Genomic DNA, 14,923 nt, shown 5'->3' with positions numbered 1-14,923 from the left:
CAAAGATAGGCAGGCAAATGAGCAGAGTAATATGCGCCATGATAGTGGTGCTGCTTGTGGCGGCGTGCGGTGGCGGCGGAAATACGCCCCCGCGAGATTTGGACAACGCTTGCAGCATCATTTCGCAAAAACCTGAGTACCTGAAAGCGTTCAAGGAAACCGAACGCAAGTGGGGTGTGCCGGTTCACGTTCAGATGGCGACCATTCATCAGGAAAGCAAGTTTCGATCCAAAGCTCGCACTCCACATCAATATATACTTGGCGTCATCCCCGCTGGACGACAATCCAGCGCCTATGGTTACAGCCAGGCATTGGACGGGACCTGGGATGATTACCGCGATGCAACCGGGCGTCGTTTTGCCCGACGGGACAGAATCAAGGACGCCACCGATTTTATGGGCTGGTACATGAACCAGACTCGTCAAAAGAACGGTGTGTCCCTTTGGGACGCGCGTAACCAATACCTCGCTTATCACGAGGGCCACAGCGGTTTTGCGCGTGGGTCGTATCGCAGCAAGTCTTGGCTGCTGCGAGTAGCCAGCAACGTGGAAGCACGCGCTCAGGACTATCAGGTGCAACTGGCGACATGCCGCAAGTTTCGCTGATGAATCCGCAAACAAAAGCCCACCGAAAGAAAACGGTGGGCTTATTTTCTGATCTATGTGGTCAGTTTAACGATCTGTATTTCTCTGAGCCGTGAACAGTTTGGAACTCAGCTTCATTCCGGTTTCCAACGATCCCAGTAAGACGGTGGTTTGACCGCCGGCATCGTCGTTCACCACCCATTTGCGCAGCTGCACCGGATTACCCGTAAAGCTGAGGTCTATACTTCCATATTCCGGATGTTCCGGATCCTGAGCGCGCACAACCGTTGCGGTACCATCAAAGCTGTGCCCCACAACCATATTCGCACGGTTCAGGTCCACGGTGCGTGCCAGAATTACCGACAACGGAGTACGACGCAACGGATAGGTTTCCGGTGGTTGATTGGATTTCGGGTCCTGAATCATAACGGCGCCGGCGCTGGCAACAACCACGGGCGCGTCTGGGCCAGAATATTCAAACCTCATCCGACCGGGGCGATGCAGGTAAAGCTTGCCCGTAGACAGGCTGCCGTCGTCATTGACCTGAGTAAACGACGCCTCCGCCGTTTTAAGACCATTTAGATAGCCTGAAATTTCATTCAGGCTGAGCTTTTCAGCGGCCCACGCCGCCGGGGCGCAGGCGACAAATGCAAGTGCGTATGCAAACTGTTTCATGTTCTAAAAGATATGCCTTCCCTTTGAGATTCAAAGGGGGTCGGCTTATTCCTGCTCAGGCACCAAAATTTCGCGTTTCCCAACGTGGTTAGCAGGCGTGACAAGACCGTTGTCCTCCATCTGCTCCACCAGCCGTGCGGCCTTGTTGTAACCAATCGCCAGTTTACGCTGGATGTAAGAGGTGGAGCACTTGCGATCCTTGACTACAATTGCAACGGCCTGATCATAAAGCGCATCTTCGCCATTGGTGTTCCCACCAGTGTTCAGCCCCAATACCGCATCGATATTGTCAGCCTTCTCATCATCAGGGCCTTCGACAACACCGCCGACATAATCTGGCGGACCGAATTGTTTAAGGTGATTTACAACCTCTTCCACCTCTTCATCCGACACAAATGGGCCGTGGCACCGGGTGATCTTTGATCCTCCTGCCATGTAGAGCATGTCGCCCATCCCGAGGAGCTGTTCAGCACCCATCTCGCCCAGAATGGTGCGACTGTCGATTTTGGATGTCACCTGGAAGGAAATACGAGTAGGGAAGTTTGCTTTGATTGTACCGGTAATGACGTCTACCGACGGACGCTGCGTCGCCATGACGAGGTGGATACCTGACGCCCGGGCCATTTGTGCAAGACGCTGGATACAGGCTTCAATTTCCTTACCTGCCACCATCATCAAGTCAGCCATCTCGTCTACAATCACAACGATATACGGCAGTTTCTTCGGTTCAAACTCTTCCGTTTCAAACACCGGTTCGCCAGTTTCATCCTCAAACCCGGTCTGCACAGTACGGCTGAACATCTCCCCTTTGGAGAGAGCATCCTCGACGCGCCCGTTATAGCCAGAGATATTCCGCACGCCCATTTTGGACATCTTGCGGTAGCGATCTTCCATCTCTCCGACCACCCACTTCAAGGCCACGACGGCCTTCTTCGGGTCAGTCACAACCGGCGACAGAAGATGTGGAATACCGTCATAGACGCTCAGTTCGAGCATCTTGGGGTCAATCATGATCAAGCGGCATTCATCCGGTGAAAGTTTATAAAGAAGCGACAGGATCATGGTGTTGATCGCAACGGACTTACCGGAACCGGTTGTACCCGCGATCAAAAGGTGGGGCATCTTGGCAAGGTTTGCGACCACCGCACCACCACCAATGTCTTTGCCCAAGGCCAGCGGAAGAGCCTGGTTACCATCACCATAATCCCGGCTGGACAGAATCTCGCGGAAGCTTACCATTTCGCGGTTTTCATTCGGCAGTTCGATACCAATGACTGAACGGCCAGGAACGGTGGAAACCCGTGCAGACAGCGCGGACATAGAGCGCGCAATGTCGTCGGCAAGGCCAATCACGCGGCTGGCCTTGAGACCCGGCGCAGGTTCCAGTTCATACATGGTGACAACGGGACCGGGGCGAACCGAAACGATCTCCCCCTTTACGCCGTAGTCATCAAGCACGGATTCCAACATACGCGCGTTTTCTTCCAACGCTTCATCGCTAAGAACGTGGCGCTGTATGTTTGTTGGGTTGGTCAAAAGGTTCAGGGGCGGAAGCTCAAAGTCACTGCCGCCGTCCTCAAATGCAAGACGCGGCTGTGCTTCTGCTTTCGCTCGGACCGATGGTTCAGGTGCCTTTCTCGCGGGTTTGTCCACAACAACTTTTCGAGGTGGTTCAGCACGCGGCAATTCAACAATCTCCGCTGTGCGCGGTGGCGTCGACACCTCGGGAGACGGTTCAAGGATTTCATCCGAGACCTCTTGCACCTCGCGCGCAAAGGACTGCGGATCCTCAAAGGGCGCCTCTTCCGTGAAGGGGCCATTTTCGTCAGGCACCGGCGGCATCGTTTGGCTACTGGCCGTCAATGGAGGTTCAACGCGGCTTTCAACACTTGGCTGCGGAGAGAAAATCAGCGGCGCCGGCCGTTTGCCGCGCCCTTTGGTCAGTGGCAAGTTCGGATCTTCTTCGGGCGCCATTTTGGCTGAACGACGAATCTGAACAGCCTTCGCGATCTTGGCCGATATCCGTTCCTGCCCCGGTAATTCATCCAATTCGATGTCTGCTGTCTGCTCCACCAGTTCAGGTTCCGGCATTTCCAGCTGTGGCTCTGCGCGGCGCATCAGACCGGGCACACGAGAAAAGAGCCCACCTTTGGTCGGGCTCACCTCTTCGTCTTCTTCATAAGTGTCGTCAACATAGGGCTCGTCGTCCAGAACAGCATCCGCTGCTGCCATTTGGGCAGATTGGATTTCCGCGTTCCGTGCGGCCTGCTGTTCCTTGCGGCGTGCGCTATAGGCCATAGCCGCCTGAACACTGGACGACGCTCCGCGTCCCAGCAAAGTCGCAACCGCTCCGTAAGTTATGATGACCCCAATGATCAGAAAGCGGCCCAGTCTGGAGAGTTCCGAACGGGTAAAGCCAAGCGTAAAGGCCGACAGCACAACCACAAGAACCGCCAGTGCCATGGACAGGAGCTTAACTCCAACAACCGGTGCCAACGGAAGAAGCAAGAGCAGCATCGCAAGGAAAAAATCCCCCAGAAGCCCTCCAAGTCCACTGTTGTGGTTTGCGCTCCAAACTGGCCCGGGCGGCAGTGTGGACACGTAGACAGCCAGCACAATCGGCATCAAAAGAGAAATCAGCAGCCAAGGAATGGCACGTTCTTCACCTCGGTGGAGAAGAAAACGCACTCCCCAGACGACGGGTGTCACAGCAATGGCCCAGGACCCGAAGCCGAGGCCAAGATATAGGATATGCGCAATCGAGGCTCCAAGACTGCCCAACCAGTTCTGTGCTGGCGCATCAGTGGACACATACCAGTTCGGATCATCCGGTGTGTAGGATCCAATCATGGCCGCCACGGCCAAGCCGAAACCAATCAGCAACAAGCCAAAAAGCTCTTTGCCGCGTTTTTCAACCGCTGCCTGCATCTCACTATCTAACAGCGGGTCCCGGCTTCTGGTTTGAAATGCCATGCCTACCTCGGTTCCTCATATACCGACCCTCCTGCTGTATCACAGGTATTACGGGCCTTTGTTGTTTTTGTTGCCCTCCGCACGCTGGTGCCTGTTGCGGACGAAAGGCTCTGTTTTATGCGTAGAGACAGTTGCGCAGTTTGATCAGCGCTTGTTTTGTCTCTTCTGCGGGCGCGACCAGTGCCACACGAATGTATCCTTCGCCAGGGTTGGACCCTTTTTCACCTTGGGCGAAATAAGAACCCGGCATAACGCGAACGCCGGTTTCCTGCCACAGTTTCAGCGCAGCCGCCTCACCATCGGCAACAGGCAGCCACAGGAAGAACCCTGCTTCTGGCGCGCAATAGCCGTCCACTCCGTCAAATACGGCATCCGCAATTCTGTATTTCTCCTGATACAGAGCCCGGTTTTCGATCACATGCGCCTCATCGGCCCAGACACGTGCGGCGGCGGCCTGCAGAGGTTCCGGCATCGGCGCGCCGGCATAAGACCGCAGTTTTTTCACCCGATGAACCGTATCAGGCCCGCCAGCGATAAATCCAGCGCGCAGCCCAGCAAGATTGGAGCGCTTCGAGAGCGAATTGAACAGGGTTACGCGCTCTGGGTCGATGCCTGCCTCTTGTGCGACGGTCAGTGCACCCACCGGCGGAGTATCGCGGTAAATTTCAGAGTAGCATTCGTCGGCGAAGACCCGGAAATCGTATTTCTCAGCCAATGCAAAGAGCGTTTTCCAGTATGCCTCATCTGCCACGGCACCTTGTGGGTTCGCCGGTGAACAGATGTAAGCCGCAACCGTACGGTTCAGAACGTCAGGCGGCAGACTCGCATAGTCCGGCAGGTGACCTGTTGCTAGGGTTGCAGGCACAAAAACAGGCTCTGCACCAATGGACAGGGTTGCAACCATATAGACTTGGTAAAACGGGTTCGGGATCAGAACAACAGGCTTTTCACCGTTCTTTTCCTCAGGACACAGCGCCATTGTTGCGTTGTACAGCCCCTCCCGGGTGCCGTTCAAAGCCATCACCTGCGTTGCTGGGTCCATCGTCACATCATAACGGCGCTGGATCCACCCGCTGATTGCGCCCCGAAGTTCATCCGAGCCTTCGTTTGGCGGATAGCCTTGAAACCCAGCGGCATTTTCAACAATGACGTCAGTCACCCATTTGGGGAAGTCATGTTTGGGCGCGCCAATGGTCATATGCACCACTTCGCCGCCCGGCGTGTGATGGTCCAAAAGTTCCCGCAGACGCGGAAACGCATAGGTCGGCAAGTTGGCAAACCGCTCAGGATTAATCATTTCAAGGCCTCAGGTCCGGGATCATCTCGCCCCGTTTCCCTATAGGTTACAGAGCCAAGAACAAAAAATCCAGCGCCCATGGTTTAGGCACTGGAGATGTGACATTCACGCCAGAGCAGCTTCCACCGCCGCACCAACACGGAGCAGTGCTTCCTCTTCAAAAGGTTTTGCCAAAATCTGCAAACCACAGCTTGGAACGCCGGTTGGTAAGGACAGGCCGCACGACCCCATGAGATTTCCGATCCGAGTGTTGCGCAAGGCCAGCAGATTGGATCTCACATAATAGTTATGGTCGCAGTTCAGCCGTTCAACGTTCGGCGGCATTATGGGGGAGGTCGGCATCAAAACCCCATCAAAGCCAGCAATGGAAGCGTTCCAATTCTGACGCAACTCCCGCAGGCGCACCCAGGCGGCAACATAATCCGCACCTGAAAAACCAGCACCGGAGCGGAACCGTTCCAGTATCTCTGCATACATCAGGTGCGGCGCGGCTTCGATCTTGTCTTTCCAAAGGCCATAAGCCTCGGTGGTGTAAAGAATGGCCGACAGCGAGAGTGCCTCTGCGACATCAGGCGTTTGAAACGGTACAACCGTCGCGCCAGCGTCACGCAAGCGATCTAAAGTAGATGTGTAAGCCGATGCAACTTCAGGCGCGAGATCATCCTGCGCAATGCTCTGCAGATCCGCGAAACGGGCCCCCTTCAGGTCCACGCCGCGCAGATCCGCGACCTTTCCTTCTTCGAGGATACCCAGATAAAGCGCAGCATCTTCCACTGACCGCGCCAGCGGTCCAATGGTGTCAAACGTCAGACACAGCGGCACAACACCGTCGGCTGTAATCCGCGTCGCCGTCGTTTTGAGGCCAACAAGATCGTTCCAGGCCGATGGAATGCGCACGGATCCGCCCGTGTCAGACCCTATTCCGCATACAGAGAGCCCATGTGCAACTGACGCCGCCGCACCGGACGACGACCCTCCGGGCACAGCTTCCGGGTCATTGACACAGGGGGGAGTCTCTTTGACCGGATTGAGCCCAAGACCCGAAAATGCAAGCTCGCTCATTTGTGTTTTACCCAGACACACCGCCCCAAAGGCAGAGGCCCGCTGCAAAACCACCGCATCGGTTTCGGGTATCCGGCCTTTCAACAGATCAGATCCGGCCTCTGTCACATCGCCCGCACTGTCAAAGATGTCTTTCCAACTGATCGGGACACCATCAACAAGAGAACGACGCAAGCCCAGTTTGGCCCGCTTGTCCGCCGCTTCTGCCTCTGCCAGTGCGCGGTCTGCGGTCACCACCGTAAAAATCTTGTCGCGCAGGGGATGCCTGTCGATTGCATCCAGATAAGTTCGGGTCAACGCCAAGGGCGAAATCTCGCCTGCAGCGATACCACGGCTCAGCGCGCCGGCTGTCATTGTGAGCCAGTCGTTCATTTCATTTGCCTTCTCTTTACCCATGGGGTCTTGGATCTTTTTATGGGCGATCCGTCACAAGCGTCACCATGGCTCATGGACAAACCGCTTCACAAGCGCATATTGCAAAGCATGAGCAAGAGAACCGATATCATCATCGTTGGTGGCGGATTAAATGGCCCCGCCTTGGCATTAGCATTGGCCCAAACCGGACATAGCATCACTGTGATTGATGCTTTGCCTCAGGCTGTGCGACAGAATGAGAGCTTTGACGGGCGCGGCTATGCATTGGCTCTCGCCTCTCAGAAGCTGTTGGCGCAAATTGGCATCTGGTCCGAAGTTGCTAGCCATAGTCAGCCGATGAATGAGATCAAAGTAAGTGACGGTGCGCCAGGCCGCACCCCTTCTCCGTTCTTTTTACATTTTGACCATACCGAGATCGAAGAAGGCCCGATGGGCTATATGGTTGAAGATCGCTACCTTCGCAGCGCGTTGATGTCTGCAGTGGAACGCAACCCTGCGATCACACTACGCAACGATTGCAAAGTTGTTGATCAGCACGCCGCAAGAGAGGCGATTTCAGTCACGTTGGACAATGGCGAAACGCTTGTGGCTGACTTGCTTGTCGGAGCGGATGGACGGGCAAGCGGTACCTGCCAACGCGCAGGGATCAAGCGCACGGGGTGGGACTATGGGCAAACGGCATTGGTCTGCGCGCTCGAACATGACCTGCCTCACAACGGGATTGCTCACCAACATTTCATGCCATCCGGGCCGTTGGCCATACTTCCGCTTCCCGGACATCAGTCATCTATCGTCTGGAGCGAAAGAACCACGCGGGCCTTGGAAATTCACGCGATGGATGATGCAGGATTTCTAAATGCGCTGCGCCCAAGCTTCGGCGATTTTCTTGGAGAGATCCGACTGGTCGGACAGCGCTTCAAATACCCGCTGAACCTTACTATCGCGAACAGCTTTATTGCGCCCCGTGTTGCGCTGATTGGTGATGCGGCTCATGGTATGCACCCGATTGCCGGGCAAGGCTTGAATGCCGGATTGCGAGACGTCGGCGCCCTTGCGGAGGTTCTCACAGAAGCAAAACGTCGAGGCGAAGACATCGCAAGCCCCTTGGTTCTGGAACGTTACCAACAATGGCGCCGCTTTGACACGGCAACTTTGGCTTCAGCAACCGACGTATTTAACAAGCTGTTCTCCAACGACAACCCACTGCTGCGACTGGGGCGCGACATCGGGATGGGTCTGGTAAATTCAATGCCAGCGTTGCGGCGTGGCTTCATGCGCGAAGCGGCCGGCCTCACCGGCGATCTCCCCCGATTACTGCAGGGCAAACCAATCTGATCGGATCTGGCGAAAAAACTGCGCGCCCTAGTCGAGCGCGCGCGCCTCATCCACCAACATCACCGGTATGCCATTGCGGATCGGAAACGCCAGGCCTGCTGACTTGGACACCAATTCCTGTGCCTCTGCATCATACTCCAGCAAGCCCTGTGTTTGCGGGCAGACAAGAACTTCAAGCATACGGCGATCAAATGCGGGGGTGAATTGCTCAGTCATTGCAGCATCTCTTCCTGGGAACCGCCGCGCAGGGCGAATTCGATCAAAGTGGTCAAGGTTTCGCGCCTTGTGGCAAGGCAAGGCGCCTCAAGCAAGGCCTGTTTATCCTCTCGGTCGAACTCCAGCATCATTGATAATGAATTTATCAAGAGCTCTTCGTCCGCATCCTTCAACGCATCCCAGTCGGCTGAAAGGTCTCGGAAGGAAAAAAAACGTTCCAACAATTGTAAAAAATTGCCGCGATCGAACCGCTCATCGGTTTCGCATCGGCCCAGATCGCGCTCAAACCCGTCCCAAATCACCTCACATCGGCGGTATGGGGTAAACCCATTCACCTCTGCCGCGATCCGGAACCGCGACACACCCGACAGGGTGATCATATACCGCCCGTCTTCGGTTTCAGAAAACTGCGTAACACGTCCCGCGCACCCGATGGAATGAAGAGCTTCCTCTTTATTCCGATTGGAACAGGGCTGCACCATGCCGATCAAACGTCCGCTGGTTTTGAGCGTATCCTCCAACATTTGCAGGTATCGCGGTTCAAATATGTGCAGTGGCAACCGAGCCCGAGGCAGCAGGAGCGCACCGGGCAGCGGGAAAATAGCAAGTGTCTCTGGCAGGTCAGCAGCCTTAATCATGATGCTAACAACAGTAGCGCGCCATCCGCGTTAGGCAAATATCAACGAGCTCAATTTGCGCCGACCGTTCAAAACAACCGGATCATTGGGTTTAAGCGCGTCAAAAATTGTAAACAACTGCGTCTTTGCCGCGCCATCATTCCATTCTCGATCGCGCCTAAACAACTCCAACAACTCACGAACAGCACCCTCCGCGTCTCCTGCAGCGTGCATCGCCTGTGCCAGGTCGAAACGTGCCTGATGGTTTGACGGATCAGCATCGACGGCTGCCTGCAACTCATCCAGCGGACCAGAATTTGCGGCCTGGCGTGCCAGCTCGATTTGCGCCCGTACCGCTTCGATCTCCGCAGCCTCCGCGATTTCAGCAGGAGCCCCATTCAGGACAGCTTCTGCCTGATCAATGTCTTCCAAAGCAATGTGCGCGCGGGCCAGACCGGCATATGCGGCCGCGGATTTGTCATCTTCACCTATGATGGCTGCAAAGGTTTGCGCGGCATCTTCCGCTGCGCCCTCTTCCAACATCTGCTCAGCAGCTTCAAGCGCATCTGCCAAACCACCGTCGGCAGAGCCGCCTGCGGATTCGGCCAGGCGTTTCACAAAAGCTTCGATCTCAGACTGCGGAACCGCACCTTGGAACATATCCACCGGACGCCCCTGATAGAAAGCGACAACCGTTGGAATCGACTGCAACGGCAAACCTTGCTGCGCCAACATGGCAGCCAGCTGCTGGTTTTCGTCGACGTTGATCTTGGCCATGGTGACCGAGCCATTTGCCTTGGTCACAGCTGCTTCAAGCATCGGGCCAAGCGTCTTGCACGGACCGCACCACGGGGCCCAGAAGTCAACAATAGCGGGGGTGGTCATGGAGGCATCGACCACATCCTGCATGAACGTGGCTTCGCTCACGTCTTTGATCAGATCAGCGGCGGGGGCGGTACTGCCAAGAATATCCATCTCTGTATGTTCTCCATTTCGAACTTGCTCCCTATATGAAAGGAGACGCGACAGAAACCAAGGGGGAGTTTCCCTATGCCGGCAACTTGGTCGAAAATACTGCGTGCCAGCGCGCGGAGCATGTCGATGGACGAAGACACGTGGCAGCGCCATGCCAATCCGCTTAGCGTCTACAGTCGGCTGTCGATCCTTCCGCTGATGACATTGGCGGTCGTTTCACACGTCTGGCTCGGCTGGTGGGCGCTGGTTGCAGTGGGAATGGTCGTGTTCTGGACCTGGTGGAACCCACGTGCTTTCGAAAGACCTGTGTCCACAGAAGGCTGGGCATCCCATGGCACGTTTGGAGAACGGGTGCTGCTGAACCAAACAAATGTGCCAATACCAGATCACCATATGGCATGGGCCAAGGTCCTTGCCGCGGTCTCCGGACTTGGCTTGATTCCCTGGATCTACGGCCTGTGGCAAATGGACTGGGGGTTCATCCTGTTTGGACTGACGCTATCCATGGGCGCAAAGCTCTGGTTTGTCGACCGAATGGTCTGGCTCTATCAGGATATGAAATCAACTTCGTCCACTTACGCGGATTGGGATCGCTGAGACGCCGCGCGCATGCGCGGCGCTTGGCCCAACGGGCGTGGGCAATCTTTGATTGTCTCACAACGGGCGGGAGCGCACCGCCTTTCGTCAGCGCTTGGGTCAAAGATCAAAAGTTGCAAAGACCGGTGCATGATCGCTGGGTTTCTCCCAACCACGCGCGTCCCGCAGCACTCGACTGGAATGGCCGGCGCTTGCAATGTCCTTTGTCGCCCACACGTGATCCAGCCGACGACCCTTGTCCGCCGCATCCCAATCGCGCGCCCGATAGCTCCACCAGGAGTAAAGCCGACCATCCGGAATATCATTCCGCGTAACGTCTACCCAATTCCCGGAATCCTGAACTTCAGCGAAGTGCTCCACCTCAATTGGCGTGTGGCTAACCACTTTCAAAAGTTTTTTGTGATCCCAGACATCATCTTCACGCGGCGCGATATTCAAATCGCCAACCAGAATAGACTTTTGGGGCGCGCTATTATGGAACCAGTCCCGCATCTCAGTCAGGTAGTCGAGCTTCTGGCCAAATTTCTCATTCTGCTCCCGATCAGGCACATCTCCGCCGGCAGGAACATAGAAATTGTGGATGACCACACCATTTTCCAACTCACCTGCGATATGGCGCGCATGCCCAAGAGACGCAAAATCCTCGCTCCCTGCTTCCTTGATCGGTAAGCGGGACAGAATGGCAACGCCATTATACCCCTTCTGCCCTCGTGCCACCATGTGACCATATCCCAACGCGGCAAAATCCTCGAGCGGGATTTTTTCGACGGGCGATTTGGTTTCCTGAAGACACAGGACATCCGGTCCTTCTTCCTGCAATAGCTTCTGCACAATCGGAGAGCGCAGTCGGACCGAGTTAATATTCCAGGTGGCCAGCGTAAAACCCATGACAGTTCCAATTCTAAAGAACAAATTTGCGCGCGATACTGCCCGCAGTTTGCCTCACGCGCCAGCCAAAGTCGCACGTGAGATCTACTTAAATGATTACTACCAGAAAACCGGCCGGGGCATGCCCGGCCCAATAGTCAAAAGAGGTTAGACAAATACCCCGCCTTCGCGAATGGCACCCATCATTACGAAACCAGTCGATACCCGCCGGATTCAGTCACCAGAAGACGCGCATTGGACGGGTCCGGCTCGATTTTCTGGCGCAGGCGATAGATATGGGTTTCCAACGTATGGGTGGTTACACCGGCATTGTATCCCCAGACTTCGTGCAAAAGCACATCGCGCGGAACAACGCCATCGGTGGAACGATACAGAAACTTGAGGATATTTGTCTCTTTCTCCGTCAGACGGATCTTGCGGTCATCTTCAGTGACCAAGAGCTTCATTGCAGGTTTGAACGTATATGGACCCAGTGCAAAAACGGCGTCCTCTGATTGTTCATGCTGACGCAATTGTGCGCGGATACGCGCCAGGAGAACCGGGAACTTGAACGGTTTGGTCACGTAATCGTTGGCACCCGCGTCCAGACCCAGAATTGTATCTGCGTCACTGTCGTGGCCGGTCAGCATCAGAACGGGTGCCTTTACACCTTGCTTGCGCATCAGGCGACAAAGCTCGCGGCCATCGGTATCAGGCAACCCCACATCCAGAATTATCAGGTCATACAAAGCCTCTTTGACCCGTTCCATAGCCGACTGACCTGAATCCGCATCGAAAACATCAAAGTCCTCGGTCATGATCAGCTGTTCGCTGAGTGCTTCGCGCAGGTCCTCATCATCATCGACCAGCAGGATTTTCTTAAGTTGTGCCATAGGCGAACCTCCTTTTTGTTCACACATGCGCAGCCAGCCCGTGATCGGCAAGCCTTCTGTCACCTCTCTCACGTCGACGTGTCCAAGGGTTGGTAAATATTTCACTTTCCTTGCAATTCATCGTAAGCACAATCAGCTAAGGTTTCACTATTTGAGTACGGAGTAAGCGAATGAGCTTAAGGCCATCCTTGATCGAACTGTTGGCGCGCGCCCGAGTCGATCTGCGCATGGGGCTGCCAGTCGTGGTGAAACAAGGTGCGTGGACTTCGCTGGCCTTTGCGGTCGAAACCCTTTCCGAAGACCGACTGCGCAACATGCGCGAGCTGGGAGAGGTTTCTCTTGCGCTTACAGCACGACGCGCAGAAACTCTCAAAGCACGCGTTTATGATAATAATATTTGCCGCGTGTCAGTACCTAAGACCGCAGAATTGTCTTGGTTTCAATCGCTTGCGGATCCCGCGGACGACCTGAACTCCCCGCTCAAGGGCCCACTTGAAAGCATTCGCACCGGGGATGCATCTCTAGCCCGTCTTGCAATTGCCCTTGCGAAGTCCGCCCGCTTGTTGCCTGCTGCCGTTCTTGTTGATGTTGAAAACGGGGCCAGTTTTGCAAGTCGGCATGGCCTGACATTACTTGACCATGACCAAGCCATTCCCCTTCTGGATCAAAGCTCTCCGCTTCACCCCGTTGCGGCAGCCCGCCTGCCGATCGAGGCCGCCGAATGCGGTCGATTGCATATTTTCCGCCCGGAAGATGGCAATGAGGAGCATTATGCAATCGAGATCGGGCGACCTGATCGCTCAGCCCCTGTGCTCGCCCGATTGCATTCTGCGTGCTACACTGGTGATGTTCTTGGCTCACTCAAATGCGATTGCGGACCGCAGTTGCGTGGAGCCTTGGCGCAAATGGGTGAAAATGGCGCCGGCGTTCTCCTGTACCTCAATCAGGAAGGCCGTGGAATTGGCCTAGCGAACAAGATGCGCGCATACTCCTTACAGGATCAAGGGTTTGATACCGTAGAAGCCAACCACCGTCTTGGCTTCGAAGATGACGAGCGCGACTTTAGGTTGGGAGCCTCCATTCTAAAGGAGCTAGGGTTCTCCTCTGTTCGCCTTCTCACAAACAACCCAAAGAAGATCATGATGATGGAGAGCACAGGCATCAAAGTGGCCGAACGCGTGCCCCTGATGGTTGGTGAAAACCCGTTTAACACGCAATACCTCGCCACCAAGGCTCGTAAATCGGGACATATGTTGTGACACCGAACGACCTTGTTCTGACACCCAAGGGGATCCGTTTTCGCGGCCGCCGGTTTCCCTGTTCAATTGGGAAAGGCGGTTTAACAAGCAACAAAAGGGAGGGAGACGGGGCGACGCCGGTAGGGACGCACCGGCTGGTCGGCATGCTATATCGTGCTGATAAAATTGAAAAACCGACATTGTGGGCAGAGCCCATCGGCCCCTCGGACCTTTGGTCCGATGATGTGCGGGACGGTTGCTACAACCAACTTGTTCGCAGACCTTACCCCTTTAGCCATGAACGCCTGCGCAGAGCAGATTCGCTTTATGATTTGATCCTGCTTACGGACTGGAATTGGCCAATCGCTGCGCCCGGACGCGGATCTGCGATTTTCATTCACCAGTGGCGGCGCCCAGGTTACGCAACTGAAGGCTGTGTTGCGTTTTCCAGATCTGACCTTCTCTGGATCGCAAAGAGGGTTCAGCCAAAGACGCATTTAATCATTCGGCCTGCTTAACTCGCTCGCCAAAAATTGCTGAACCAACGCGAATATGGGTCGCACCCAAGGCAATTGCCTTCTCAAAGTCACCGCTCATTCCCATCGACAGGCCAGACAATCCGTTCCGCGCGGCGATTTTTGCCAACAGAGCAAAGTGCAAACTGGCCTCCTCTTCCACTGGCGGAATACACATGAGCCCCTTGATGGGCAGGTCCAATGCACGGCAACTTTCCACAAATGCATCAGCTTCCCCAGGGAGAATGCCAGCCTTTTGTTCTTCTTCCCCGGTGTTCACCTGAACAAAGAGATCGGGACAGTCCCCTATTTCTTGCGCCAATCGCGCAATGGTTTTTGCCAGTTTTGGGCGGTCAACGGAATGGATCGTATCGAACAACTCCATAGCCTGCCGAGCCTTGTTCGTCTGCAGCGGTCCGATCAAATGCAGATCTAAGCCGTTATAAATATTCGAAAAATCGGGCCATTTTCCAGCGGCCTCCTGGACACGATTTTCGCCAAAACACCTGTGTCCCTCTTCAAGGACTGCCTGAACACGATCATTCGGCTGCACCTTGGAAACCGCGATCAGCGTCACAGAACCGGGCGGACGACCGGATGCAATTTCAGCGTCACAAATGCGGGTTTTGATTTCTTCAAGCGACATTGTCTTTCCCATCTTTGGCCAATGGAAGACAAACACGGTTTTCGACAAAAAGAAAAGG

At 55.1% G+C, this 14,923-nt stretch carries 15 protein-coding genes; 5 read left to right on the top strand and 10 right to left on the bottom strand.

Annotated features, from left to right (window positions below; genetic code table 11):
* The first annotated feature begins 17 nt into the window (after positions 1–17).
* Entirely contained in the window at positions 18–605 is a 588-nt protein-coding gene (locus ACXAEW_RS06540) for a transglycosylase SLT domain-containing protein (RefSeq protein ID WP_474940559.1), read from the top strand.
* Between the two features lie 66 nt (positions 606–671).
* On the opposite strand, the gene ACXAEW_RS06535 is transcribed toward ACXAEW_RS06540, so the two are convergent.
* The 4 genes from ACXAEW_RS06535 to ACXAEW_RS06520 form a co-directional block, all read right to left on the bottom strand.
* Positions 672–1,259, bottom strand: a complete 588-nt coding sequence (locus ACXAEW_RS06535; RefSeq protein WP_474940558.1) for a LolA family protein — start codon at positions 1,257–1,259, stop codon at positions 672–674.
* A 45-nt stretch (positions 1,260–1,304) separates the two neighbouring features.
* Positions 1,305–4,232, bottom strand: coding sequence for a DNA translocase FtsK (locus ACXAEW_RS06530; protein ID WP_474940557.1), 2,928 nt, complete (start codon positions 4,230–4,232; stop codon positions 1,305–1,307).
* 115 nt (positions 4,233–4,347) lie between these two features.
* A complete protein-coding gene (locus tag ACXAEW_RS06525; protein ID WP_474940556.1) occupies positions 4,348–5,529 on the bottom strand; it encodes an aminotransferase class I/II-fold pyridoxal phosphate-dependent enzyme in 1,182 nt (393 codons plus the stop codon).
* Positions 5,530–5,634: 105 nt separating this feature from the next.
* Complete coding sequence (locus tag ACXAEW_RS06520) at positions 5,635–6,963, bottom strand: amidase (RefSeq protein ID WP_474942996.1); 1,329 nt, start codon at positions 6,961–6,963, stop codon at positions 5,635–5,637.
* A 111-nt stretch (positions 6,964–7,074) separates the two neighbouring features.
* Here ACXAEW_RS06520 and ACXAEW_RS06515 point away from each other — a divergent pair, with 111 nt between their 5' ends.
* Positions 7,075–8,301, top strand: a complete 1,227-nt coding sequence (locus ACXAEW_RS06515; protein ID WP_474940555.1) for an FAD-dependent monooxygenase — start codon at positions 7,075–7,077, stop codon at positions 8,299–8,301.
* A gap of 27 nt (positions 8,302–8,328) precedes the next feature.
* On the opposite strand, the gene ACXAEW_RS06510 is transcribed toward ACXAEW_RS06515, so the two are convergent.
* The 3 genes from ACXAEW_RS06510 to ACXAEW_RS06500 are packed head-to-tail and all read right to left on the bottom strand — an operon-like array spanning position 8,329 to position 10,109.
* On the bottom strand, positions 8,329–8,517 hold the full coding sequence (locus ACXAEW_RS06510; protein WP_474940554.1) for a Trm112 family protein: 189 nt from the start codon (positions 8,515–8,517) through the stop codon (positions 8,329–8,331).
* Positions 8,514–9,155, bottom strand: a complete 642-nt coding sequence (locus tag ACXAEW_RS06505; RefSeq protein ID WP_474940553.1) for an LON peptidase substrate-binding domain-containing protein — start codon at positions 9,153–9,155, stop codon at positions 8,514–8,516. Before ACXAEW_RS06505 ends, ACXAEW_RS06510 begins: the two co-directional genes overlap by 4 nt.
* A 30-nt stretch (positions 9,156–9,185) precedes the next feature.
* Complete coding sequence (locus tag ACXAEW_RS06500; RefSeq protein WP_474940552.1) at positions 9,186–10,109, bottom strand: tetratricopeptide repeat protein; 924 nt, start codon at positions 10,107–10,109, stop codon at positions 9,186–9,188.
* A gap of 75 nt (positions 10,110–10,184) precedes the next feature.
* On the opposite strand from ACXAEW_RS06500, the gene ACXAEW_RS06495 reads away from it, so the two are divergent.
* Positions 10,185–10,706, top strand: a complete 522-nt coding sequence (locus ACXAEW_RS06495) for a DUF6653 family protein (RefSeq protein WP_474940551.1) — start codon at positions 10,185–10,187, stop codon at positions 10,704–10,706.
* Positions 10,707–10,805: 99 nt separating this feature from the next.
* Here the strand turns inward: ACXAEW_RS06495 and ACXAEW_RS06490 are convergent, their stop codons facing one another.
* Together ACXAEW_RS06490 and ACXAEW_RS06485 are read right to left on the bottom strand one after the other, a co-directional pair.
* Complete coding sequence (locus ACXAEW_RS06490; RefSeq protein ID WP_474940550.1) at positions 10,806–11,594, bottom strand: exodeoxyribonuclease III; 789 nt, start codon at positions 11,592–11,594, stop codon at positions 10,806–10,808.
* Positions 11,595–11,779: 185 nt separating this feature from the next.
* A complete protein-coding gene (locus tag ACXAEW_RS06485) occupies positions 11,780–12,466 on the bottom strand; it encodes a response regulator transcription factor (protein WP_474940549.1) in 687 nt (228 codons plus the stop codon).
* A gap of 170 nt (positions 12,467–12,636) precedes the next feature.
* Between ACXAEW_RS06485 and ribA the strand changes: the two genes are divergently transcribed.
* Positions 12,637–13,725 carry a GTP cyclohydrolase II gene (ribA, locus tag ACXAEW_RS06480; RefSeq protein WP_474940548.1) on the top strand — a complete coding sequence of 363 codons (1,089 nt, stop codon included), beginning with the start codon at positions 12,637–12,639 and terminating at the stop codon, positions 13,723–13,725.
* Positions 13,722–14,222 carry a L,D-transpeptidase family protein gene (locus tag ACXAEW_RS06475; protein ID WP_474940547.1) on the top strand — a complete coding sequence of 167 codons (501 nt, stop codon included), beginning with the start codon at positions 13,722–13,724 and terminating at the stop codon, positions 14,220–14,222. The genes ribA and ACXAEW_RS06475 overlap by 4 nt, the downstream gene beginning before the upstream one ends.
* On the opposite strand, the gene ACXAEW_RS06470 is transcribed toward ACXAEW_RS06475, so the two are convergent.
* Entirely contained in the window at positions 14,206–14,865 is a 660-nt protein-coding gene (locus ACXAEW_RS06470) for a YggS family pyridoxal phosphate-dependent enzyme (RefSeq protein ID WP_474940546.1), read from the bottom strand. The two genes, ACXAEW_RS06475 and ACXAEW_RS06470, sit on opposite strands and share 17 nt — an antisense overlap.
* Positions 14,866–14,923: the final 58 nt, after the last annotated feature.

The sequence above is a fragment of the Epibacterium sp. ABZ3_068 genome, assembly GCF_056159265.1.
The sequence above is the reverse complement of the archived record's forward strand: the minus strand, read 5'-3'. Positions and strand labels throughout refer to the sequence as shown.